A 20,949-nucleotide genomic window follows, 5' to 3' on the forward strand; every position below is an offset into this window, starting at 1 on the left:
CATGGTCACAGCGCAGCGGGCGGTGCTTCCGCTCAGGGTCTTTCTGGTGGTGTTGTTCGGGGTGTTGGTCATGTTGCAGACCTTCTCGTTGCCCGGGCAGTTCGCGTACATGGCGCAGGAGTCGCCGGAGCAGGCGTACCTGCGGTGGCCGCTGACGGCGGTGTCGGTGTTCTGGGTGGTGTGCGTACAGGTGGTGATCGTGTGCACCTGGAAGTTGTTGACGTTGGTCAGGGACGACCGGATCTTCAGTGAGGTGTCGCTGAAGTGGGTGGACGTGATCGTGTGGGCCATCGCCGCCGCGTGGGTGGTGCTGGTGGGGGTGTTCCTCTACGTCGGGTTCAACGCCGACGACCCGGGAGGGCCGCTGCTGCTGTTCCTGATCGTGGTGGGTGTGGCGGTGTTCGGGCTGTTGATGGTGGTGATGCGTGCCCTGCTGCGGCAGGCCACGACGCTGCGCACCGACATGGAGGCGGTGATCTGATGCCCATCGTCGTGCGCATCGACGTGGAGTTGGCCAAACGCAAGATGAGCGTGGGGGAGTTCGCCGAACGGGTCGGGCTCACCCCGGCGAACGTGGCCGTGCTGAAGAACGGCCGCGCCAAGGCCGTCCGTTTCAGCACCCTGGAAGCGATGTGCCGGGTCCTCGACTGCCAACCCGGAGACCTCCTCGAATGGGTCGACGAATGATCGAGGTCCGTGGGCTCACGAAGCGCTACGGCGACGTCCTGGCCGTCGACGATCTGAGCTTCGACGTCGAGCCGGGGAAGGTCACCGGCTTCCTCGGGCCGAACGGGGCGGGGAAGTCCACGACGATGAGGATGATCCTCGGTCTCGACCGACCCACCTCGGGACAGGCCCTGGTGAACGGCCGGACGTTCGCGACGCTCACCGAACCACTACGGGAGGTCGGCGCGCTTCTCGACCCCGGCTCCGTGCATCCCGGCCGTACCGGACGCAGCCACCTCCGGGTGGCCGCCCGGACGAACGGCATCCCGGAGCTGCGGGTGGAGGAGGTGATCGAGCAGGCCGGCCTCGGCGGCGCCGCCCGCCGTCGGATCAAGGGCTACTCGCTCGGGATGCGCCAGCGTCTCGGGATCGCCGCGGCACTCCTCGCGGACCCCCGCGTGCTGCTGTTCGACGAGCCGGTCAACGGGCTCGACCTCGACGGCGTCCGCTGGATCCGCGCGCTCCTGCGACAACTCGCCGACGAGGGACGCACCGTGCTGGTCTCCAGCCATCTGCTCAGCGAGATGCAGCAGACCGCGGACCGTCTGGTCGTCATCGGCCGCGGTCGTCTGATCGCCGACGCCACGACGGAGGACATCCTGCGCGGCCTGGGGCACCGTCAGGTGCGGGTCCTCAGCACGCAGGCGGATGCGCTTCGCACCCGGCTCCAGGAACGCGGCCTCACCGTCGAGCGCGTCGACACCCACGAGTTGCAGGTCCGTGACACCACCGCCGAGGACGTGGGTGCTGTCGCCCACTCCTTCCACCTCCCGCTGCACCACCTCTCCGAGGGCCAGCAGTCCCTCGAGCACGCCTACATCGAGCTCACCAGCAACCACGTGGAGTTCCGCGGCCAGGCGGGCCATTCCCGGACGAGGACGGAGGCAGCGACGTGACGGCTCTGTCGACCACCCCTGCCCTGCGCGGTACGGCCGGGGACGCCTCCACCGGCCGCGCGTTCACCCGCACCTGCGCTGCCGAGTGGACCCGGCTGTGGACCGTCAGGACGACCTGGTGGTTCCTGGCGGCGGCAGCCGTGGTGATGGTGGGGCTCGGAGCCGTCGCCGGCTTCGACGCGGCCGCGGACCCCGTACCTCCCCAGGGCGACCCGGCCTGGCTGGTGTCGAGGATCAGCGCCATGCCGGCGCAGTTCGCCCTGCTCGGTCTCGCCCTGATCACGGTCACGTCCGACTACGCCACCGGCGGGATCGTCCCGAGCCTGCAGTGGACGCCACGCCGCACAGTTCTCTTCCTCGCCCGCGCCATCGTGACGGCCGCAGCCGCCACGAGCTTCGGTGTGCTGCTGGGGCTCGCCTCCGCGCTCGCGGCCTTCGCCGCGGCCCGACCGGGACTCAGCCTGCCCCTGGACGAGGGTCTCGAGGTGTTGGGCACCGTCGCCTTCGTCTTCGCGGCCGGCACCCTCCTCGCCGTCGGGCTCGGCTTCCTGCTGCGCAACACGGCCGGCGCCCTGGTCACGGTGTTCCTTCTGATGCTGGTCCTGCCGGTGCTGCTCCCGCAGTTCGGCTACGAGTGGATGTCCGAGCTGGCCCGGATCCTGCCCGGGACCGGCGCGGCGTTCCTCCTGCTCGGGGAGGTGCCACGGATGACGACGGTGTCATCGGTGACCGTCCTGCTCCTCTGGGCTGCCGGCACTCTCCTGCTGGGCTGGCTGCGACTGATGCGCGACGACGCGTCCCGGTAGCCCGCACGCGAACGGTCGCGGCACTCCGAAGATGCGCCCACGTCGATTACCCGACGTAGTCATCTTGGAGATATTGCCTGGTCACGTTGCTACTTAGCGTGAGTCCGTTATCAAGTCGGCCCCCGGTGCCGGCACCGGTCGAACGCCTCCAGGTGGTCGGCGGGCGTCGCGCCGGGGCCACGGACAGGAGAGCGACATGCGTGATCAGAAGAATTCCCGGCGGTTCGGCGCCCGTGCCTGCGGGCTCGTGCTCGGTCTTGCGGTGGCCGCTGCGGTGGTCGTCCCGGCGAGCCCGGCGGCCGCCGCGGTCCCCGGCCTGGTGCGGATCTCCGCGACCAGCGCCAGCACCTCGAACGACTTCCATAGCGTCACGGCGACGTGCCCGGCCGGGAAGGTGTTGACCGGGGCGGGCTACGAGGTGAACGGGGCGACCGGTGAGGCGGTGGTCGACGACTTCCGGCCCAACGGGGGAGTGGCCGCCGCGCCGACCGCCGTGACGGTGGGCGCGTACGAGGCGGAGGCATTCGCCGGGAACTGGTCGGTGACGGCGTACGCCGTCTGCGCGAATCCGCTGGCCGGCCTGGTGCGGATCTCCGCGACGGGCGCCAGCACCTCCAACGACTTCCGGAGCGTCACCGCGGCCTGTCCCGCCGGGAAGGTGCTGACCGGCACCGGGTTCGAGCTGAACGGGGCGACCGGTGAGGGAGTGGTCGACGACTTCCGGCCCAACGGGGGAGTGGCCGCCGCGCCGACCGCCGTCACGGTGGGCGCGTACGAGGCGGAGGCATTCGCCGGGAACTGGTCGGTGACGGCGTACGCCATCTGCGCGAATCCGCTCGCCGGCCTGGTGCGGGCCTCCGCGACCAGCGCCAGCACCTCGAACGACTTCCGGACCGTCACCGCGGCCTGTCCCGCCGGGAAGGTGCTGACCGGCACCGGGTTCGAGCTGAACGGGGCGACCGGTGAGGCGGTGGTCGACGACTTCCGGCCCAACGGCGGTCCGGCGGCCGCCCCGTCGACCGTGAACGTCGGCGCGTACGAGGAGGACGCCTTCGCCGGCAACTGGAGCAGCACCTCGTACGGCATCTGCGCCACGGCGTAGTCGTCCCCGACGACCGGTGGACCCTGCCCGCTCCCGTCGGGTGGGGTCCACCGGACCGCGTCCACGTCGTGGTTGGATGGCGGAGTGCAGTTCACCGTGACAGACGTGCCGGAGCGGGAGCGTTTCGAGGCGCGGGAGGAGACCGGGTCGCTGGCCGGCGTGGTCACCTACCAGCTGACCGGCAGCGTCATCGTCTACACGCACACGGAGGTCGGTGCGGAGTTCGAGGGTCGCGGGGTCGGCTCGACCCTGGCCCGTGCCGTGATGGACGACGCCCGGGCCAGAAGGCGCACGGTGGTGCCGATCTGTCCGTTCCTCAGCGGATGGCTGGAGAAGCACCCCGAGTACGACGCCATCGTGGCCCGGTCGACGCGCAAGGTGAAGTAGCGCGCGGCCGGGCAGTGCGACGAGGCGAGGGAACCCCGCGCGGGCTGCGGACGGTGGTGGCGGCAGCGGTCGTCGTCGCCGTCACGGCGGTCCCGGCCCGGGCCGGCGCGACCCCGTCGCCCGCGCCGAGCCCCCCGACGCGGGTGTGCGACGTGCGGGGAGGCCCGCTGACCGAGATCTCCGGCATGGTCGCCACGGACGACGGGTTCGTCGTGGTCAATGACGGCGTCGACGACTCCGACGGTCGCCGGATCTTCTTCCTGGACTCCGAGTGCTCCGTCGTACGGTCGGTGCCCTACCCCTCCCGGCCCCGGGACACCGAGGATCTCGCCATCGGCGCCGACGGTACGGTCTGGGTGGCGGACATCGGCGACAACGGCCGCTCCCGGACGACGATCGCGGTGTGGAAGCTCCCGCCGGGCGCCGAACGGCCGGTGCTGTACCGCATGGCCTATCCGGACGGTCCGCACGACGCCGAGGCGTTGCTCGTGACCGGCGACGGCCGGCCGCTCATCGTGACCAAGTACTCGGCCGCCCTGTACGCCCCGACCGCCGCCCTGCGACCGGGAACCACGGTGCCCCTGGCGAGGGTGGGACAGGTCCGCCTCCCGGCGTCGACGACCAGCAACCCGTTCGCGGGGGTCGGCCGGACCGCGGTCACCGGCGCCGCCACCGCCCCGGACGGACGCAGGGTGGTGCTGCGCACGTACGCCGACGCCTTCGAGTTCGACGTCGTCGGCGGCGACGTGGTGGCGGCGCTGACCAGCGGGGTCCCGCGGGTCACGGCCCTGCCCGACGAGCCGCAGGGGGAGTCGATCACCTACAGCCGCGACGGGCGGTCCCTGCTCACGGTGTCCGAGACCGCCAACCAGCCGGCGGGCACGCGACCCGGCATCCTGCGCTACCCGCTCGCCGCGGCCGTCGCGTCCACGGCACCGCCGGCCACGCCCGCGTCGAGCGCCGCGGCCGACGACATCGACCGCGGCGGCGGCGTTCCCGTTCCGCTCGTGCTGGCCGGAGCATCCGGACTGGCTCTGCTCGCCATCGGTCTGCTCGTCGTGACTCGGATCCGGCGGGCCAGGTCGCGGTAGCCGTCCGACGGCACCTCCCGCGCCTGCGGCCGTCGGCGGCGCTCCGGGGGTCGGTTCAGTCGGCGAGACGGATGCGTACCCGGCGGTTCTGCTTGCCCTTGCTCTCCACCTTGACGACCTGCAGCCGCCCCACCTGACCGATGGAGGCGACGTGCGTGCCGCCGTCGGCCTGCACGTCGAGGCCCTCGATGTCGACGATGCGGACCTCCTCCTCGTCCGGCGGGATCAGATTGGTCTGGGTGCGCACGATGTCGGGGATGGCCAGCGCCTCCGCGCGCGGAAGCACCCGGACCGACACCCGCCGGTCGGTCACCAGTTCCTTGTTGACCGCCTCCTCCAGCAGCGACTTGAAGCCCTCCGGGACCTGCGGCAGGTTGAAGTCCATCCGGGCCTCGCCCGGCTCCATGTTGCCGCCGGTGACCAGCGCGCCGAAGTCGCGGAACACCACGCCGCAGAGGACGTGCAGCCCGGAGTGGGTGCGCATCAGCATGGTCCGCCGGTCGTCCTCGACCGCGCCCTGCACCTCCGTGCCGACCGGGGGCACCGGATCGCCCTCGGCGGGGATCAGGTAGAGGTCGTCACCCTTGTGGGTGCCCAGGATCCGGGTCTGCACCCCCTGCCACAGCAGGACGCCGTGGTCCGGCGGCTGACCGCCGCCCCCCGGGTAGAAGGCGGACCGGTCCAGCACGATGCCGCGGTCGGGGTCGACGTGCACGACCCGGCACGTCCACTCGCGCAGCGACGGGTCGGTGAGATCGAGACGTTCCGTGCGTCCATGGTGGGAGATGCCCATGAAGGCGCAGCGTACTACCGGCCGTCGCTGCCGGTGAGCCACCAGCCGCCGCGTCGCCGGCCGGTGTTCGCTCAGAACAGCGTCGACTGCCCGACCGGCGTCGGCTCGGGCAGCGGCTCGACCCCGGGCAGGCGCGCCCGGACCTCCCGGTGGAAGCCGCGGGCGAGGTCGGGCGCGTCCGCGTTGTCCGGGGTGTGCACGAAGACCGTGGGGGAGCGGCCCTCACGCAGCCAGCCGCTCACCACGTCGAGCCACCGTTGCCAGCCCTCGACCGTCCGCGCGGGATCGTCCCGGCCCAGGTACCGGACGATCGGCCGGTCGGTCAGCGCATCGGTCCGCAGCGGCGTACGCGGCTTCCTGGTCCAGGCCTCCCGTTCCGCGTCGCTGGTCGGCGGGGCGCGGAAGAACGCGGTGGTGTCGAAGGGGATCCACTCCGCGCCGACCGTGGCGAGCGTCTCCTCGAGTGTCCGCACCGCCCGGGGGTCGTCGAAGAAGGCGGGATGGCGCACCTCCACCGCGTACCGGTGGTCGGTGGGCAGCCCGCGCAGGAATCGGGCCAGCGCCGGCACGTCGGCGGGGGCGAACGAGCCCGGAAGCTGGATCCAGAGGGCGTGGGCGCGCGGGCCGAGGGGTTCGATCGCGTCCAGGAAGACGCGGAGTTCCTCGTCGGCGCCGGTGAGCCGACGTTCGTGCGTGACGACCTTCGGCAGCTTGAGCACGAAGCGGAAGTCCGGGTCGGTCTGCCGCGCCCACGACGCCACCGTCTCCCGGGACGGGGTCGCGTAGAAGGTGGTGTTGCCCTCGACCGCGGTGCACCAGGCGGCATAGGCACGCAGCCGTTCGTGCGCGGGCAGCGGGTGCGCCAGGAAGCGTCCCTGCCAGGACCGGTGCGTCCACATCGCGCACCCCACATGCAGGCGCATCACCTCTCCCACCGCTCGACGGATTCACCCGCCGCACGACGGAGCGAGCGGTGCCGGGCGAGGTCCTCGCGGGCCGGCCCACCCGGCCGGAGGCGCTCGGCCGACCGCGCCGCCGGCTGGGCGGGGACCCGGGGTGCCTCCCCGGTCTCCGTGACCAGGTCCTCGGTCTCCTGGACCAGGTAGTGCGGGCGGCGCTTCGTCTCGTAGTAGATCCGGCCGATGTACTCCCCGATCACGCCGAGGATCGTCATCTGGATGCCGCCGAGGCCGATCACGCTGATGATGGTGGTGGTGTAGCCGGGAACGTCGATCCCCCGGCTGATCGCGTCCTCGACCACCCAGGCCATGTAGACCACCGCGAGCAGGGTGAGGAACAGGCCGCCGTAGATCGCCAACCGCAGCGGCCGGTTGTTGAACGACAGCAGCCCGTCGAACGCGTAGTTGAAGAGCTTGCCGAACGTCCACCTGCTCCGCCCCGACTGTCGGCTCTCGTTGCGGTGCGCGACCACCACCGTCCGGAACCCGATCCACGAGAACAACCCCTTGGAGAACCGGTTGTACTCCGGCATCGCCAGGACCGCGTCCACGGCCAGTCGGGACAGCAGCCGGAAGTCACCCGCCCCGTCCAGCAGCCGTACGTCGATCCACCAGTTGACCACCCGGTAGAAGGACCGCGAGGCCACCATCCGCAGGAACCGGTCCCCACGACGGTCCCGGCGGGCGATCACCTGGTCGAAGCCCTGGCGGTACAACGCCACCATCTCGGGCAGCAACCGCGGCGGATGCTGGAGGTCGGCGTCCATGATGATGACCGCGTCCCCGACGGCCCGCTCGAGGCCGGCCAGCATCGCCGCCTCCTTGCCGAAGTTCCGGCTCAGCGACGTGTACCGCACGGACGGGTCGGCGGCGGCGAGCCGGCGCAGCGCCACGAGGGTCCCGTCCACGCTGCCGTCGTCGACGTAGACCACCTCGACGTCGACGTCCGACAGCTCCGCGGTCGCGGCGGTCACCGCCGCGTGCAGGCGTTCCACCGACGCTTCCTCGTTGAAGCAGGGCACCACCACGGACAGGAGCATGGCGCTCACCCCGCCCGACCCGCGCCGCGACGCCCCGCGTCCGCCGCGTCACAGGTGATAGACCAGCACACCGTCGATCTCCTCCCGGGTGATGCCCAGGCCGTCGACCGGCCGGGCCGCGATGCCCTCCCACGGCGTCCCGGCGGCCCAGCCCGGCAGGGCCACCACCGAGCGCACTCCGATGCTCCGCAGGTACGCTACGCTGCCCGGATCGGGAAAGGCAGCCGTCGCGGCCTTGGTCTGCGCCTGGGTGGCGGGCTCGAACCCGGCCAGCCCGTTCGTCACGCGGGGGAAGCCGTCGGTCGTCCACAGCATGAAGATCAGGTCGTACGCGCCGCCGGTGGCGGGAAGCACCACCATCGGTTCCTCCGCCGCCCGCATGGCGGCCGGCGGTGGCGGCACCACCGGATGCGGCGTCCGGTTGACGCCCTCCAGCGCGACCATGGCCAGCGGCACCAGGAGGACCACCGACGCCAGGAACCGCAGCCGGCCCCGGGTCGACCACCGCCGTACCGCCTCGGCGAGCACCGTCACCGTGCCCGCCGCCAGTACCGCCAGCAACAGGCTGGTCCAGTGCATCATCCGGCCCGGCGTGCGCAGCGCGTCCCACCCCGGCAGGTGACGGGACAGCGTCAGGTAGCCCGGATCGCCGTCACCCAGGGTGGCGCCGAGGCCCAGCAGCACCGTGCCGAGTACGCCGAGTCCCAACGCGACGCGGTGCCGGACCGGGTACACCGAGACGACGAGCCCCGTGACGGCCAACCAGAGCAGGGTCATCCCGGGCAGCAACGCCATCTCCGGCGGCCAGGACAACTGCTCCCGGGCCGCCGCGTGCCGCTCACCCCACAACCACGAATCCGCCGGAGCCGTGATGAAGCCGATCAGCGGCGGTGACAGGCTCTCCGTCCACGCCAGCGACCGCTCGGCCTGGGGGTTGAGGTCGACGACACGCAGGTAGACCAGGCCCAGCAGCAGCGTCACCGCGCCGAAGACAGCCCCACCGGCGAGATCCGCGGCCAGCAACCGCCGCCCGAACGGGGGCCGCTCCCGTCGCCGCCACCACGACAGGCCGTAGGCGCCGATCCCGACCAGGACCGCGACCAGCAGGACGTACACCAGCGGCAGGCCGATGCCGAAGCCCAGGCTGATCTGCCAGGCGGCGACCAGCCACCCGGCCAGCGCCCAGCCCGGCCGCCGGCGCTCCGGACGGTATCCGTGCCGCAAGGACCAACCGTGACCGCGGGCCAGCATCGCCAGGCACAGCGCGATCCCACCGCTGGACAGGATGTTCAGGTGACCGGCGTGCGCCAGGCGCCACGGCGCGAACGCCCACGCGACCCCGGCGACCACGCCACCCCACCGGCCCGCACCGAGTTGCCGGACCAACGCGTACGCCCCGACGAACGCCAGCGCGTGCACCAGCACGTACATCACGTTGTACCGGACCAGGGCGGCCTCGAAGCCCGAGCCGAGCATTCCCGCCGGGGCGTACCCGAGGAGGGTGTCGCTGTAGGCGTACGTGTACGTCTCGGGGAAGAACGTGTTCGAGTTCCAGAGGCCGAACGGATTGCCGAGCACGGCGTGCCCGGCCCAGGCCATCTGCCACGCCTGCAGCGTCGGATCACCGATGTCGCCGGGGATCGTGCTCGCCGGATGCCGCATCGTCGGCCAGGTCAGCGCCACCGCCAGCAGGAGTCCACCGAGCACGGCCAGCGTCCACTCGTGCCGCAGCCAACGCCATCGGCCCCGCCGGGAGTGGACCCGGGCGGCGGGCGCCCGGTCATGGTCGGTGACCTCGGCAGGTGGCAGGGCGTTCGTGGACCCGGTGGACATGAAGATAGAGGATTCCCGATGTGAACCGCCGTGTCGATCCCGGTCCGGGATGTGGGCGCGTACCCGGGTCACCTGAGCGCGGACAGTCACGCGTACCGCCCGCTCAGGTGACCCGGGAGGGGCCGCCCGGCACCCGCTCCCAACCGCGTCGTTCGGCGAGGTCGCGCAGCCGGCTCATGGCGTCCCACACGTCCACGTGGCGGGTGTAGAGGGGCGCGGCGCCGAGGCGCAGCCGGTCCGGCGTGCGGTAGTCGGCGACCACCCGCCCGTCACCCGCCAGCGCCCGCGAGATCCGCAGCGCCTCCGGGTGGTGCAGCGAGACGTGGTTGCCGCGCCGGTCCGGGTCGCGGGGGGAGGCGACCCGGAAACCGTACGGGGTGAGCCAGGCGTCGGTCAGGTCCACGATCATCTGCCCGAGGCGGCGGCCCTTCGCGCGTACCCGGTCGATCCCGGCCTCGGCGAGCACGTCCAGGGACGGGTCGAGCGCGGCGAGGGCGAGGATCGGTGGCGTACCGACCAGGAACCGGTCCAGGTCCGGCGCCGGCTCGTAGCCGGCGCCCATCGTGAACTGGTCGCGCTGGCCGAACCAGCCCTGGATGGGCTGGCGCAGCGTCGCCTGCAGCTCCTGCCGCACGTACAGGAAGGCGGGGGCGCCGGGGCCCGCGTTGAGGTACTTGTAGGTGCAGCCGACGGCGAGGTCGGCGCCGGTGGCGGTCAGCTCGATCGGTACGGCGCCGACGGCGTGCGACAGGTCCCACAGCACCACGGTGCCCGCGCGGCGGGCGGCGTCGTTGACCGCCGCCATGTCCTGGAGCGCCCCGGAGCGGTAGGCGACGGAGGAGAGCACCACCAGCGCGACGTCGTCGTCCAGGGCCGCCCGCAGCTCGTCGGTCCGCAACCCCTCGTCGAGGTCGGACGGCAGCGTCCGCACGGTCAGCCCCCGCGCCTCGGCCAGGCCCTGGAGGATGTACCGGTCGGTGGGGAACTCCTCGGCGTCGACCAGCACGGTGCGGCGGTCGCCGGCGGCGTCGAGTGCGGCGGCGGCGAGCTTGTACAGGTTCACCGAGGTCGAGTCGGAGACCACCACCTCCCCGGGTCGGGCGCCGAGGGCGTGGGTGGCGAGCCGGTCGCCGAGCCGGCGGCCCCAGTCGATCCAGGTCGACCAGGAGCGGATGAGCTGCTCACCCCACCCCTGGCGGACGAGCCGGTCGAGGTGCTCCGGGGTGGCCGCGGGGAGCCGCCCCAGGGAGTTGCCGTCGAGGCAGATGAGGTCGTCGTCGGCGATCACGAACCGGTCGCGCAGGTGCGCGAGCGGGTCGGCCGCGTCGAGTTCCTTGGCCTCGGACCGCGGGAAGTCCTCGCGCACGTGCCGCTCCCTTCCGTCCGGTCGGACGATCCAGTCGCCGAAGGTAGCCGACCGACCGCCGGGCCGACCGCGCGCGTGCCGCCGGCCCGGCGGTCGGTCAGACCGGCGCCCGGTGGTCCGCCTCGAAACGGGCCCGGGTCAGGAACGCCAACCGGGCCCGCTTGTCCGGCATGTCGATCTCCTCGTCGAGGGTGAAGCCCTCCCGCTGGAGCCGGCGCAGCGCGCGGTCGTTGCGGACGTCCGGCTCGGCGACGATCCGCCGCGCGGCCGGGTCGCGGAACAGGGAGCGGAACAGGGCGGGGGCGATGGCGGTGGTGAGTCCCCGGGGCGGGTCGTCGCCGGGGGCGAGGAGCAGGTGCATCCCGACGTCGCCGGGCTGCACCTCGTAGCGTTCGCCGACCGGGTCGGCCTCCGGCTGGTAGCTCTGGAACAGGCCGATCGGCGCCCCGTCGAGCATGATCAGGAACGCGTGGTGCGTGGGCAGTCCGTCGACGAACTCGTAGATCTCGCGTACCTGCTCGACCGTCCACGAGCCCATGCCCCAGAACGTCGCCCGGGGTTGGGTGACCCAGCCGTGCACCAGGTCGGCGTGGGCGCCGGGGTCGAGCACGACGAGCGACAGCTCGCCGAAGCCGGGGATCGCCTCGCGGTAGGTCATGGTGCCTCGTCTCCGGTCGTCGGGGTGAGCTGTCGCGCGTCGGTGACCACGGGGATCAGCCGGCCGTCGGCCCACAGGGGGAGTTGGTCGTCGAAGTGCGGGTCGCCGGGGCGTCCGGACGCGCCGAAGGGGACGATCCAGCGGCTGGCCCCGCGATCGGTGAGGTCCCACACGTACCGGGCGACCGGCCCGCGCCAGCACTCGTCGGACACGCCCGGTGTGCTGCTGGTGGCGAGCACGCAGTCGGTGTCACCGGACAGGTCGACGCGCGCCCGCATCGCCGCCACCGCCGCCTCGACCTCCGGCGCCACGCCGAGGTGGACCGGCCGCAGCAGGTGCCGCCGTCCCCACACCGACGGCGGTCCGCCCGCCGCCACCTCCTCCAGCGCCGCGGCGGCGACCGGCGCGACGTCGCCGTCGAGGCGGTCCAGGCCGGCGACCACACCGTCGAGGGCGTAGCCGATGCGGGCCGCCGGGTCCGTCCACGGGGCGAACAGCTCGTCGTGGGCGCGGGCGCCGAAGAGGGGCCGCAGGCGCGGGTGGTCGTGCAGCCGGCGGGCCAGGGCGGCCCGCCAGGCGGCGTACGCGCCGGCGTCGGCGTCGCCGGCCCGCATCCGCCCGTCCCAGGCCGCGAGCCGCTCCCGCAGCGCCCGCGCCGGCCCGCCGAGGCCGTCGGGGTCGAGCCGGTCGAGCAGGCCGCGCAGCGCCGTCGCGGGCAGCCGGCTGTCCATGTGTACGACGTCCGGCTCGACGCCGTCGGCCACGAGACCCGCGATGCGGCGCGCGCGGTGCGGCGGGGCGAAGTCCGTACCCAGGTCGGCCACGTCGGGGCGCCGGTCGTTGGCGCACACGGTGGGACCCTCCACCGGGGCGTCGGCCAGGGGCGCGTACCCGCCCCGCCACCGGTAGCGCGGGTCCCAGCCGGGCACCGGCTCCCGCCGACACCGGTCGTCGCGGACGGGCACCAGCCCGGCGACGAGCCGGCGTACCCGCCCGCGCCGGTCGGCGGTGAGCACGCTGTTGACGGGCTCGACCCAGACCCGCAGCGCCTCGACGACGTCGTCGGTGGTGCGGGCCCGTAGCAGCGGCAGCAGCGCGCCGAAGCCGAGGTTCCCCTCGACCCGGCTCGGCGTACGCAGGCTGATCGCCTCACCGGTGCGGCGGTCGTGGTCGACGACCGGGCCGCGGGGCGTCTCGATCACCTCCACGGATTCCGGCTCGCCGCCGCGGACGTCGATCCGCTCGACGTGGCGCCGCGCCGGCACCCAGCCGTCGGCGTCCCGGACCAGCAGCCGTTCGCCCTCGCGGCGCAGCTCCTCCCGGTAGAGGTCCTGGTAGTCGGCCATCGCGTTGGTGATCGCCCAGGCGACCTCTCCGGCGTGTCCGAAGTGGGGGAGCCCCGGGACGCCCGGGAACGCGAGGCCGACCACGTCGAACTCGGGGCAGGCGAGCCGCACCTGCTGGTAGACGCCGGGCAGCTCCAGCATGCGGTGCGGGTCGCCGGCGATGACCGGTGCCCGGCCGGTGGCGGGGTCGCCCGGCACCGCCCAGGCGTTGCTGCCCGATCCTCCCGGGTCCTCGGTCGCGAACAGGTCCACCGCCTCCGGGCCCAGGGTCGCGGCGACGTGCGCGCGCCACAGCTTGGTGGGGAACGTGCCGAAGAGGATGTGCTGGACGAGGAAGACCCCCAGCGGTGACCACGGTTGCCACCGGCCCGGCCCACGGCTGATCGCGGCGAACTCCGGCGCCCCGGCGGCGCCCTCCGCGAGCCCGTCGTTGACGCCGTCGACGTACGCGGTGACCCATCGGCGGGTGGGCGCGTCGAGCCGGTCGAAGCACCGGCGTGCGGTGTCGTCGAGACGTGCCCGTCGGGCGAACCGGTCCCAGGCCACCGCATCGGGGCCGAGGTGTTCGGCGAGCCGGCCCTCCGACCGCCACCGCTCGGTCTCGATCTGCCAGGCCCGGTCGGTGGCCGCGACCCGCCCCTGGAGGCGGGCCAGGTCGTCCACCGTGTCGGCCCGCAGGTGCGGGATCCCCCACGGGTCCCGGTGCACGCCGTTCATCATGCCTCCTTGACTTCGCTTTAGGTTAGGCTAACCTAAGCCCCGTTGTGATCAAGCGACACGGTCGCGTCACGGGGCGTGCCCGTCCCGGTCCACCGTGTCCTCCCGTGACCGAGAAGGACTGCCATGAGCCTGCCCGGAACCGCCGTCGGGGCACCACCCCCCGGCCCGACCACCGGCTCGGCCGCCGCCCGCGCCCACCTGTTCCACGCCGGCTCCGCCGAGCGGTACCGGCGGGTGCTGGCCGACGGCATCGACCGGGTGGCGACCCGGGTGGCCACCGTCGACCGCCCCGGCACCGGCGTCACGCCGGACGACCTCGCCCCGCGTGTCGCCGGCATCGACCTGGACCGGCCGCTCGCCGACACCGGCGCCGCCCTCGACGAACTCGGCGAGGTCTACCTGCGGGACGCGGTCTGGTTCCACCACCCCCGGTACCTGGCCCACCTCAACTGCCCGGTGGTGATCCCCGCCCTGCTCGGCGAGGCGGTGCTCAGCGCCGTGAACTCCTCCCTGGACACCTGGGACCAGAGCGCCGGCGCCACCCTGATCGAACGCCGGCTGGTCGACTGGACCGCCGCGCGGATCGGCCTCGGCCCGGACGCCGACGGTGTCTTCACCAGCGGCGGCACCCAGTCCAACCTCCAGGCGATGCTGCTGGCCCGCGAGGAGACCTGCGCCCGCCTCGGCCGTCCGGCCGATCGGCCGTCCCGCCCGGAGATGTTGTCCCGGCTGCGCGTCATCACCTCCGCCGCCGGCCACTTCAGCGTCCAGAAGGCCGCCACGCTGCTCGGCCTCGACGCGGACGCGGTGATCACCGTGGCGACCGACGCCGACCGGCGGATGCGGACCGACGACCTGGCCGCCGCACTCGACCGCTGCGAGCGGGCCGGCCTGGTGGTGATGGCCGTCGTCGCCACCGCCGGCACCACCGACTTCGGCAGCATCGACCCGCTGCCGGAGATCGCCGACCTCTGCGCCGCCGCCGGCGTGTGGCTGCACGTCGACGCCGCGTACGGCTGCGGGCTGCTGGTCTCGCCGACCCGCCGGCACCTCCTGCACGGCATCGAGCGGGCCGACTCGGTCACCGTCGACTACCACAAGTCGTTCTTCCAGCCGGTCAGCTCCAGCGCCCTGCTGGTCCGCGACCGCCGGACGCTGCGCCACGCCACGTTCCACGCCGACTACCTCAACCCGGCCCGCATGGTCGAGCGGCGCATCCCCAACCAGGTGGACAAGAGTCTCCAGACCACGCGCCGCTTCGACGCCTGCAAGCTCTGGCTGACCCTGCGCGTCATGGGCCCGGACGGGATCGGCGCCCTCTTCGACGAGGTGTGCGACCGCGCTACGGGCGCCTGGCGGATGCTCACCGAGGACCCCCGCTTCGAGGTGGTGACCCGGTCCCCGTTGAGCACCGTGGTCTTCCGCTACCTGCCGACCGGCCCGGACCGCGTCCTCGCCGACGACGCCAACCTGTACGCCCGCGAGGCCCTCGCCGCCTCCGGCGCCGCGCTCGTCGCCGGTACGACGGTGGACGGCGCACACCACCTCAAGTTCACCCTGCTCAACCCCGAGACCACCCTCGACGACGTCGCGTACGTCCTCGATCTCGTCGCGGCTCACGGGCGCGCCTACGTGGACGCCCGCACCGCCGCCCCGCTGTCCTGCCCGGTCGGCTGACACACCGGAGACCACCATGACGACGCACGACCTCATCGCCGTCGGGCTGGGCCCGTACAACCTGGGCCTGGCCTGCCTGACCGCGCCGATCACGGACCTCGACTGCCTGTTCCTCGAAGCGCGCGACAGCTTCGACTGGCATCCCGGCATGCTGCTGGAGTCGACCCGCCTCCAGACGCCGTTCATCGCCGACCTGGTCAGCCTCGCCGACCCCACCTCGCCGTACTCCTTCCTCAACTACCTTAAGGAGACCGGCCGGCTGTACCCGTTCTACATCCGGGAGAGCTTCTTCCCGCTGCGCGTCGAGTTCGACGACTACTGCCGCTGGGCCGCCGGCCAGCTGCCCAGCGTGCGCTTCGGCCACCGGGTCACCACCGTCGAATACGACGAGGCCGACGGCGCGTACGTGGTGCGGGCCGACACCGCCGACGGGACGGTCACCCACCGGGCCCGCCACCTGGTGCTCGGCACCGGCACCCCGCCGCACGTGCCGGACGCGTGCCGGGGGCTGGGCGGCGACGCCGTCCACAACTCGCGGTACCGGGAGAACCGGGCGGCGCTGCGTACCAGGCGCAGCGTCACCGTGATCGGGAGTGGGCAGAGCGCCGCCGAGATCTACCACGACCTGCTCACCGACATCGACACGTACGGCTACCAGCTGAACTGGGTCACCCGGTCACCGCGGTTCTTCCCGCTCGAGTACACCAAGCTGACGCTGGAGATGACCTCTCCGGACTACGTGGACTACTTCCACGCCCTGCCGGAGGAGACCCGCTACCGGCTGGAGGCCGAGCAGAAGCCGCTGTTCAAGGGCATCGACGCCGACCTCATCAACGACATCTACGACCTGCTGTACGCGCGCAGCGTCGCCGGCCCGGTCCGCACCCGGCTGCTGACCTGCACCGCCCTGCGCGCCGCCGCGTACGACGAGGCGAGCGGGACGTACACGCTGGGGCTGCACCACGTCGAGCAGGGACGGGACGCCACCCTGGAGACCGAGGGTCTGGTGCTGGCCACCGGTTACCGGTACCGGGTGCCCGAGTTCCTCGAACCGGTCCGGGACCGGATCCGCTGGGACGGCCACGGCCGGTTCGACGTCGCCCGCAACTACAGCATCGACCACACCGGCCGGGGGATCTTCCTCCAGAACGCCGCCACCCACGCGCACAGCGTCACCTCACCCGATCTCGGCATGGGCGCGTACCGCAACTCGTGGATCGTCCGCGAGGTGACCGGCCGCGAGCACTACCTGATCGAGAAGAGCATCGCCTTCCAGGAGTTCGGCGTGCCGGCGGGAGCCGTCTCGTGACCGTGTTCACCCGGGTCGACGACCGGCTCGGCGAGTTCGCCCTGCGTACGCTCGATCCCGACGCGGACGCCGCGCTGCTGCACGGCTGGGTGACCCACCCGAAGGCCGTCTTCTGGATGATGCAGGACGCCGACCTCGCGCGGGTCGCCGACGAGTACCGGCGGATCGCCGCCCACCCGCACCACGACGCCTACCTCGGACTCTGGCGCGGCACCCCGGCGTTCCTCGCCGAGCGCTACGACCCCGCCCACGTCGAGCTCGTCGGGCTGCACGCCGCGGCCGACGGCGACGTCGGCATGCACTTCCTGTGCGCGCCCACCGACACCCCGGTGCACGGCTTCACCCGGGCGGTGATCACCACCGTGCTCGACTGGATCTTCGCCGACCCCGCCGTGCGGCGGGTCGTGGTCGAGCCCGACGTGCGCAACACGGCCGTGCACGCGCTCAACGCGGCCGTCGGGTTCGCCGTCGTCGGCCCGATCCGCAAGCCCGAGAAGGACGCGCTGCTCAGCGTCTGCACCCGCGAGCAGTTCCGGACCGCCACCCGAGGAGACGTACCCGCGTGAACGCAGGAGCCGACCATCTGACGCCCGAGCGCTGGGCCCGCGCCAACCGGCTGCTGGTCCGCAAGGCCCTCGCCGAGTTCGCCCACGAACGTCTGATCGCCCCCGAGCACACCGGCGGCGGCCGGTGGCGCGTGCGCAGCGACGACGGCGCGGTCGAGTACCGCTTCGCCGCCCGGGTGCTCGCCCTCGACCACTGGCAGATCGACGCCGACACCGTCACCCGGCACTCCGGTGGCCGGGACCTGCCGCTCGACGCGGTCGACCTCTGCCTGGACCTGCGCGGCGCACTCGGCCTCAGCGACACGGTCCTGCCGGTCTACCTGGAGGAGATCAGCGCGACGCTGGCCGGCACCGCGTACAAGCTCGCCGCGCCGCCGATCAGCGCGGCCGACCTGGCCGAGGCCGACTTCCAGACCATCGAGACCCGGATGACCGAGGGCCACCCGTGCTTCGTCGCCAACAACGGCCGGATCGGCTTCGGGGTGGACGACCACCACCGGTACGCCCCGGAGTCCGCCGCCGGTGTCCGGCTGGTGTGGCTGGCCGCCCACCGCGACCACGCCACCTTCACCTGCGCCGCCGACCTGGACTACGACACCATGGTCCGCGCCGAACTCGACGACGACACCCGCACCCGCTTCGCGGCCACCCTCACCGGACTCGGCCTGGACCCCGGGGACTACCTGCTGCTGCCGGTGCACCCCTGGCAGTGGGAGAACAAGCTGGCCGTCACCTTCGCCGGCGAGGTCGCCCGGCGCCGGCTGGTCCACCTCGGCGAGGGACCCGACACCTACCTCGCCCAGCAGTCGATCCGCACCTTCTTCAACGTGACCCGGCCGGACCGGCACTACGTGAAGACCGCCCTGTCGGTGCTCAACATGGGCTTCATGCGGGGACTGTCGGCCGCGTACATGGAGGCCACCCCGGCGATCAACGACTGGCTCGCCGACCTCGTGCAGGGCGACCCGGTGCTCAAGGGTGCCGGGCTGTCGATCCTCCGGGAACGGGCCGCGATCGGCTACCGCCACGGCCAGTACGAGGCCGCCACCGACCGGTACTCCCCGTACCGGAAGATGCTGGCCGCGCTGTGGCGGGAGAGCCCGGTGCCCGGCCTGGAGCCGGGCCGGCGGCTGGCCACCATGGCGTCGCTGCTGCACACCGACCACGACGGCCGTTCCCTGGTCGCGGCGCTGATCGCGCGGTCCGGCCGGACGCCGGCCCAGTGGTTGCGCCGCTACCTCGACGCCTACCTGGTGCCGCTGCTGCACGCTCTCTACGCCCACGACCTGGCCTTCATGCCGCACGGCGAGAACGTCATCCTCGTCCTGCGCGACGCGACGGTCGAGCGGGTGATCTTCAAGGACATCGCCGAGGAGATCGTCGTCATGGACCCGGACGCCGACCTGCCGGAGCGGGTACGCCGGATCGCCGTCGCCGTGCCCGACGACGAGAAGATCCTGTGCATCTTCACCGACGTGGTCGACTGCTTCCTCCGCCACCTCGCGGCCGTCCTGGTCACCGAGGACGTCTGCGACGAGGACACCGTCTGGCGGACGGTCGCCGAGTGTGCCGCCGACTACGCCGACCGGGTGCCGCACCTGGCCGACCGCCTCGCGCGGTACGACCTGTTCGCACCCGAGTTCGCCCTGTCCTGCCTCAACCGGCTCCAACTGCGCAACAACCGGCAGATGGTCGACCTCGCCGACCCGTCCGCCGCGCTCCAGTTCGCCGGCACCCTGGCCAACCCGATCGCCGGCTTCCGACCGCCCCGCTGACCGGCCCACCGGCGGCCCGGCCGGGGTGCCGATCCGCGCCTCTGATCGACAAGCGTCGACGACCTCCATAGACTCCGGTCGCTTCCGTACCACGAGTCCAGGAGGTTGCCCGTGTCGTGTGAACCCCGACCGCAGTCCGCTCCGATCCCGCGTCGCCCCCTCCGTACGCTGACCCGCCTCGGTGGCGCGGCGCTGCTGGCCGGCGCGCTGCTCGCCACGGCCGGGACCGCCGCGGTGGCCGCGCCCGACGCCCCGGCGACCGTTCCGGTGGCCTCGGGCGAGCCGCGCGTCACCCCCGGCCCGTGCGCCTACACGGCGACCCCCGAGGAGCCGGCCGCCCGGCCGGTCCCGCTGCCACCCGACCCCCGCCGTACGCCGGACCAGGGGACCGTCCGGGTGACCCTGTGGACCAACCACGGCCCGATCGGGCTGCTGCTGGACCGGGAGGCGGCGCCGTGCACGGTGCAGAGCTTCCTGCACCTGACCCGGCACCGCTTCTACGACCGGACCTCCTGCCACCGGCTGACCGCGTATCCGACGCTGAGCGTGCTGCAGTGTGGCGACCCCTCCGGGACGGGTTCGGGCGGACCGGGCTACCGCTACGCCGACGAGCTGCCGACCGACCTGCCGCCGGCGCCCACCGACCCGACGGGGGTGCGGCGGCTCTACGCCCGGGGCACCCTCGCCATGGCCAACGCCGGTCCGGACACCAACGGCAGCCAGTTCTTCCTGGTCTACGCCGACTCGGCCCTGCGACCGAACTACACCGTCTTCGGCTCGGTGGACGCGGTCGGGCTCGCCACGCTGGACCGGATCGCCGCCGGGGGAGTGGCGCCGACCGACGAGGACCCGGCCCCGGTCGACGGCGCGCCCGCGCTGCCGGTGGGCATCTACAAGGCGTTCCGGCACCACGGCCGCTGACGGCGGACATCGCGGCACCACGCCGGGTCGGCGTCGTCCGGCCCGGCGTGGCTCGTCCCGACCCGCCGCCCTCGCCGTCCGCGGCCGGACAAAAGCGTAACCGATGGGTTACGCTTTCGGCGTGGACGAGGTGGCGGCGGCGATCGCGGATCCCGTACGACGGGAGATCCTCGTGCTGCTGCGCGACGGGCACCAGTCGGCAGGTGACATCGCCGACCGGTTCCCGATCAGCCGGCCGGCCGTGAGTCGCCACCTGCGGGTGCTGCGCGACAGTGGCCTGGTGCGCGACGAACTGGTGGGCCGGCAACGCTTCTACCGGCTCGACACCGCGCCCCTCGCCCGGCTCACGGAATGGCTCGCGCAGTTCGACGCGCCGTCCGGATGGGCGCACCGCCTGGACGCGCTGGAGACCGAGGTGTACCGCACGCGCCGCGAGCGCCAGGCCCGCGACGCGACGGACCGGACAGGAAAGAGGACGGCATGACGACGACGCCCGGCGGACGACTGGTCCGCACCGGAAAGGGCACCGACCTGGTGCTCACCCGCCGGTTCCGCGCGCCCGCGACCGACGTGTGGGCCAGCATCACCGACCCGGAGCGCAGCGCCCGCTGGTTCGGCCGGTGGGAGGGCGACGCGGCCCCGGACGCACCGTCAAGGTGCAGATGGCGTTCGAGGACGACGCGCCGTGGAGCGACCTGCTGATCGAGGAGTGCGAACCGCCCCGGCGCCTCGTCGTGTCGATGGTCGACGAGCACGGGTCCTGGCACGTGGAGATGCTGCTCGCCGAGGCGGGCGACGCGACCGAGTTGACGTTCACCCACCACCTCGACAGCGACGAGGGCGTCGGCGAGGTCGGCCCCGGCTGGGAGTACTACCTGGACCTGCTGGTCGCCGCGCACACCGGCGAGCCGAGGCGCGACTTCGACGACTACTACCCGGCCATGAAGCCGTACTACGAGGGACTCCGCCAGGGCTGAC

Annotated in this window: 22 protein-coding genes; 15 read left to right on the forward strand and 7 right to left on the reverse strand. The window is 72.9% G+C overall.

Going from position 1 to position 20,949, the window contains the following annotated elements:
• Position 1 precedes the first annotated feature (1 nt).
• The 7 genes from ACIBR0_RS11430 to ACIBR0_RS11460 all read left to right on the forward strand — a co-directional run bounded on the left by ACIBR0_RS11430 (position 2) and on the right by ACIBR0_RS11460 (position 5,008).
• Positions 2 to 481 carry a DUF2975 domain-containing protein gene (locus ACIBR0_RS11430; RefSeq protein ID WP_357039411.1) on the forward strand — a complete coding sequence of 160 codons (480 nt, stop codon included), beginning with the start codon at positions 2 to 4 and terminating at the stop codon, positions 479 to 481.
• Entirely contained in the window at positions 481 to 687 is a 207-nt protein-coding gene (locus ACIBR0_RS11435) for a helix-turn-helix transcriptional regulator (RefSeq protein ID WP_026874506.1), read from the forward strand. The genes ACIBR0_RS11430 and ACIBR0_RS11435 overlap by 1 nt, the downstream gene beginning before the upstream one ends.
• Positions 684 to 1,622 carry an ABC transporter ATP-binding protein gene (locus tag ACIBR0_RS11440; protein WP_396714548.1) on the forward strand — a complete coding sequence of 313 codons (939 nt, stop codon included), beginning with the start codon at positions 684 to 686 and terminating at the stop codon, positions 1,620 to 1,622. The genes ACIBR0_RS11435 and ACIBR0_RS11440 overlap by 4 nt, the downstream gene beginning before the upstream one ends.
• Positions 1,619 to 2,428 carry a hypothetical protein gene (locus tag ACIBR0_RS11445; RefSeq protein ID WP_396714550.1) on the forward strand — a complete coding sequence of 270 codons (810 nt, stop codon included), beginning with the start codon at positions 1,619 to 1,621 and terminating at the stop codon, positions 2,426 to 2,428. Before ACIBR0_RS11440 ends, ACIBR0_RS11445 begins: the two co-directional genes overlap by 4 nt.
• A 196-nt stretch (positions 2,429 to 2,624) precedes the next feature.
• The gene (locus ACIBR0_RS11450; RefSeq protein ID WP_396714552.1) at positions 2,625 to 3,530 is read left to right on the forward strand and encodes a hypothetical protein; all 906 of its coding nucleotides are present in this window, start codon (positions 2,625 to 2,627) and stop codon (positions 3,528 to 3,530) included.
• A gap of 84 nt (positions 3,531 to 3,614) precedes the next feature.
• Positions 3,615 to 3,917 carry a GNAT family N-acetyltransferase gene (locus ACIBR0_RS11455; RefSeq protein ID WP_357039398.1) on the forward strand — a complete coding sequence of 101 codons (303 nt, stop codon included), beginning with the start codon at positions 3,615 to 3,617 and terminating at the stop codon, positions 3,915 to 3,917.
• Positions 3,918 to 3,931: 14 nt separating this feature from the next.
• Positions 3,932 to 5,008 carry a hypothetical protein gene (locus ACIBR0_RS11460; RefSeq protein ID WP_396714554.1) on the forward strand — a complete coding sequence of 359 codons (1,077 nt, stop codon included), beginning with the start codon at positions 3,932 to 3,934 and terminating at the stop codon, positions 5,006 to 5,008.
• Between the two features lie 55 nt (positions 5,009 to 5,063).
• On the opposite strand, the gene ACIBR0_RS11465 is transcribed toward ACIBR0_RS11460, so the two are convergent.
• The 7 genes from ACIBR0_RS11465 to ACIBR0_RS11495 form a co-directional block, all read right to left on the reverse strand.
• Positions 5,064 to 5,801, reverse strand: coding sequence for an alanyl-tRNA editing protein (locus ACIBR0_RS11465; RefSeq protein ID WP_396714556.1), 738 nt, complete (start codon positions 5,799 to 5,801; stop codon positions 5,064 to 5,066).
• A 71-nt stretch (positions 5,802 to 5,872) separates the two neighbouring features.
• Positions 5,873 to 6,700: a DUF72 domain-containing protein gene (locus ACIBR0_RS11470; RefSeq protein WP_396714897.1), complete on the reverse strand. Its 828-nt coding sequence runs from the start codon at positions 6,698 to 6,700 to the stop codon at positions 5,873 to 5,875.
• 23 nt (positions 6,701 to 6,723) lie between these two features.
• Positions 6,724 to 7,809 (reverse strand): glycosyltransferase family 2 protein, encoded by a 1,086-nt coding sequence (locus tag ACIBR0_RS11475; protein WP_396714558.1) that lies wholly within the window; start codon positions 7,807 to 7,809, stop codon positions 6,724 to 6,726.
• Between the two features lie 39 nt (positions 7,810 to 7,848).
• Positions 7,849 to 9,633, reverse strand: a complete 1,785-nt coding sequence (locus ACIBR0_RS11480) for a hypothetical protein (protein WP_396714560.1) — start codon at positions 9,631 to 9,633, stop codon at positions 7,849 to 7,851.
• A gap of 103 nt (positions 9,634 to 9,736) precedes the next feature.
• A complete protein-coding gene (gene kynU, locus ACIBR0_RS11485; protein ID WP_396714562.1) occupies positions 9,737 to 10,999 on the reverse strand; it encodes a kynureninase in 1,263 nt (420 codons plus the stop codon).
• A gap of 97 nt (positions 11,000 to 11,096) precedes the next feature.
• On the reverse strand, positions 11,097 to 11,657 hold the full coding sequence (locus ACIBR0_RS11490) for a GNAT family N-acetyltransferase (protein ID WP_396714564.1): 561 nt from the start codon (positions 11,655 to 11,657) through the stop codon (positions 11,097 to 11,099).
• On the reverse strand, positions 11,654 to 13,720 hold the full coding sequence (locus tag ACIBR0_RS11495; protein ID WP_396714566.1) for a penicillin acylase family protein: 2,067 nt from the start codon (positions 13,718 to 13,720) through the stop codon (positions 11,654 to 11,656). Before ACIBR0_RS11495 ends, ACIBR0_RS11490 begins: the two co-directional genes overlap by 4 nt.
• A gap of 126 nt (positions 13,721 to 13,846) precedes the next feature.
• On the opposite strand from ACIBR0_RS11495, the gene ACIBR0_RS11500 reads away from it, so the two are divergent.
• The 8 genes from ACIBR0_RS11500 to ACIBR0_RS11535 all read left to right on the forward strand — a co-directional run bounded on the left by ACIBR0_RS11500 (position 13,847) and on the right by ACIBR0_RS11535 (position 20,948).
• A complete protein-coding gene (locus tag ACIBR0_RS11500; protein WP_396714568.1) occupies positions 13,847 to 15,400 on the forward strand; it encodes a pyridoxal phosphate-dependent decarboxylase family protein in 1,554 nt (517 codons plus the stop codon).
• Positions 15,401 to 15,416: 16 nt separating this feature from the next.
• The gene (locus ACIBR0_RS11505) at positions 15,417 to 16,709 is read left to right on the forward strand and encodes a lysine N(6)-hydroxylase/L-ornithine N(5)-oxygenase family protein (RefSeq protein ID WP_396714570.1); all 1,293 of its coding nucleotides are present in this window, start codon (positions 15,417 to 15,419) and stop codon (positions 16,707 to 16,709) included.
• On the forward strand, positions 16,706 to 17,275 hold the full coding sequence (locus ACIBR0_RS11510; protein ID WP_396714572.1) for a GNAT family N-acetyltransferase: 570 nt from the start codon (positions 16,706 to 16,708) through the stop codon (positions 17,273 to 17,275). The genes ACIBR0_RS11505 and ACIBR0_RS11510 overlap by 4 nt, the downstream gene beginning before the upstream one ends.
• Positions 17,272 to 19,050: an IucA/IucC family protein gene (locus ACIBR0_RS11515; RefSeq protein WP_396714574.1), complete on the forward strand. Its 1,779-nt coding sequence runs from the start codon at positions 17,272 to 17,274 to the stop codon at positions 19,048 to 19,050. Before ACIBR0_RS11510 ends, ACIBR0_RS11515 begins: the two co-directional genes overlap by 4 nt.
• Positions 19,051 to 19,161: 111 nt before the next feature.
• Positions 19,162 to 19,971 (forward strand): peptidylprolyl isomerase, encoded by an 810-nt coding sequence (locus ACIBR0_RS11520; RefSeq protein ID WP_396714576.1) that lies wholly within the window; start codon positions 19,162 to 19,164, stop codon positions 19,969 to 19,971.
• A gap of 121 nt (positions 19,972 to 20,092) precedes the next feature.
• Complete coding sequence (locus ACIBR0_RS11525) at positions 20,093 to 20,455, forward strand: metalloregulator ArsR/SmtB family transcription factor (protein ID WP_396714578.1); 363 nt, start codon at positions 20,093 to 20,095, stop codon at positions 20,453 to 20,455.
• Positions 20,452 to 20,673, forward strand: coding sequence for a hypothetical protein (locus ACIBR0_RS11530; RefSeq protein ID WP_396714580.1), 222 nt, complete (start codon positions 20,452 to 20,454; stop codon positions 20,671 to 20,673). The genes ACIBR0_RS11525 and ACIBR0_RS11530 overlap by 4 nt, the downstream gene beginning before the upstream one ends.
• The gene (locus tag ACIBR0_RS11535; protein WP_396714582.1) at positions 20,634 to 20,948 is read left to right on the forward strand and encodes an SRPBCC domain-containing protein; all 315 of its coding nucleotides are present in this window, start codon (positions 20,634 to 20,636) and stop codon (positions 20,946 to 20,948) included. Before ACIBR0_RS11530 ends, ACIBR0_RS11535 begins: the two co-directional genes overlap by 40 nt.
• Position 20,949: the final 1 nt, after the last annotated feature.

The sequence above is a fragment of the Micromonospora sp. NPDC049497 genome, assembly GCF_044465805.1.
Classification (GTDB): Bacteria; Actinomycetota; Actinomycetes; order Mycobacteriales; family Micromonosporaceae; genus Micromonospora.

Bases quoted from the DNA above. Each gene is read 5' to 3' on its own strand.
- ACIBR0_RS11470 (WP_396714897.1), bottom strand. From the start codon at position 6,700: ATGTGGACGCACCGGTCCTGGCAGGGACGCTTCCTGGCGCACCCGCTG.
- ACIBR0_RS11490 (WP_396714564.1), bottom strand. From the start codon at position 11,657: ATGACCTACCGCGAGGCGATCCCCGGCTTCGGCGAGCTGTCGCTCGTC.
- ACIBR0_RS11430 (WP_357039411.1), top strand. From the start codon at position 2: ATGGTCACAGCGCAGCGGGCGGTGCTTCCGCTCAGGGTCTTTCTGGTG.
- ACIBR0_RS11505 (WP_396714570.1), top strand. From the start codon at position 15,417: ATGACGACGCACGACCTCATCGCCGTCGGGCTGGGCCCGTACAACCTG.
- ACIBR0_RS11440 (WP_396714548.1), top strand. From the start codon at position 684: ATGATCGAGGTCCGTGGGCTCACGAAGCGCTACGGCGACGTCCTGGCC.
- ACIBR0_RS11530 (WP_396714580.1), top strand. From the start codon at position 20,452: ATGACGACGACGCCCGGCGGACGACTGGTCCGCACCGGAAAGGGCACC.
- ACIBR0_RS11535 (WP_396714582.1), top strand. From the start codon at position 20,634: ATGGCGTTCGAGGACGACGCGCCGTGGAGCGACCTGCTGATCGAGGAG.
- ACIBR0_RS11435 (WP_026874506.1), top strand. From the start codon at position 481: ATGCCCATCGTCGTGCGCATCGACGTGGAGTTGGCCAAACGCAAGATG.
- ACIBR0_RS11465 (WP_396714556.1), bottom strand. From the start codon at position 5,801: ATGGGCATCTCCCACCATGGACGCACGGAACGTCTCGATCTCACCGAC.
- ACIBR0_RS11495 (WP_396714566.1), bottom strand. From the start codon at position 13,720: ATGAACGGCGTGCACCGGGACCCGTGGGGGATCCCGCACCTGCGGGCC.
- ACIBR0_RS11450 (WP_396714552.1), top strand. From the start codon at position 2,625: ATGCGTGATCAGAAGAATTCCCGGCGGTTCGGCGCCCGTGCCTGCGGG.
- ACIBR0_RS11480 (WP_396714560.1), bottom strand. From the start codon at position 9,633: ATGTCCACCGGGTCCACGAACGCCCTGCCACCTGCCGAGGTCACCGAC.
- ACIBR0_RS11500 (WP_396714568.1), top strand. From the start codon at position 13,847: ATGAGCCTGCCCGGAACCGCCGTCGGGGCACCACCCCCCGGCCCGACC.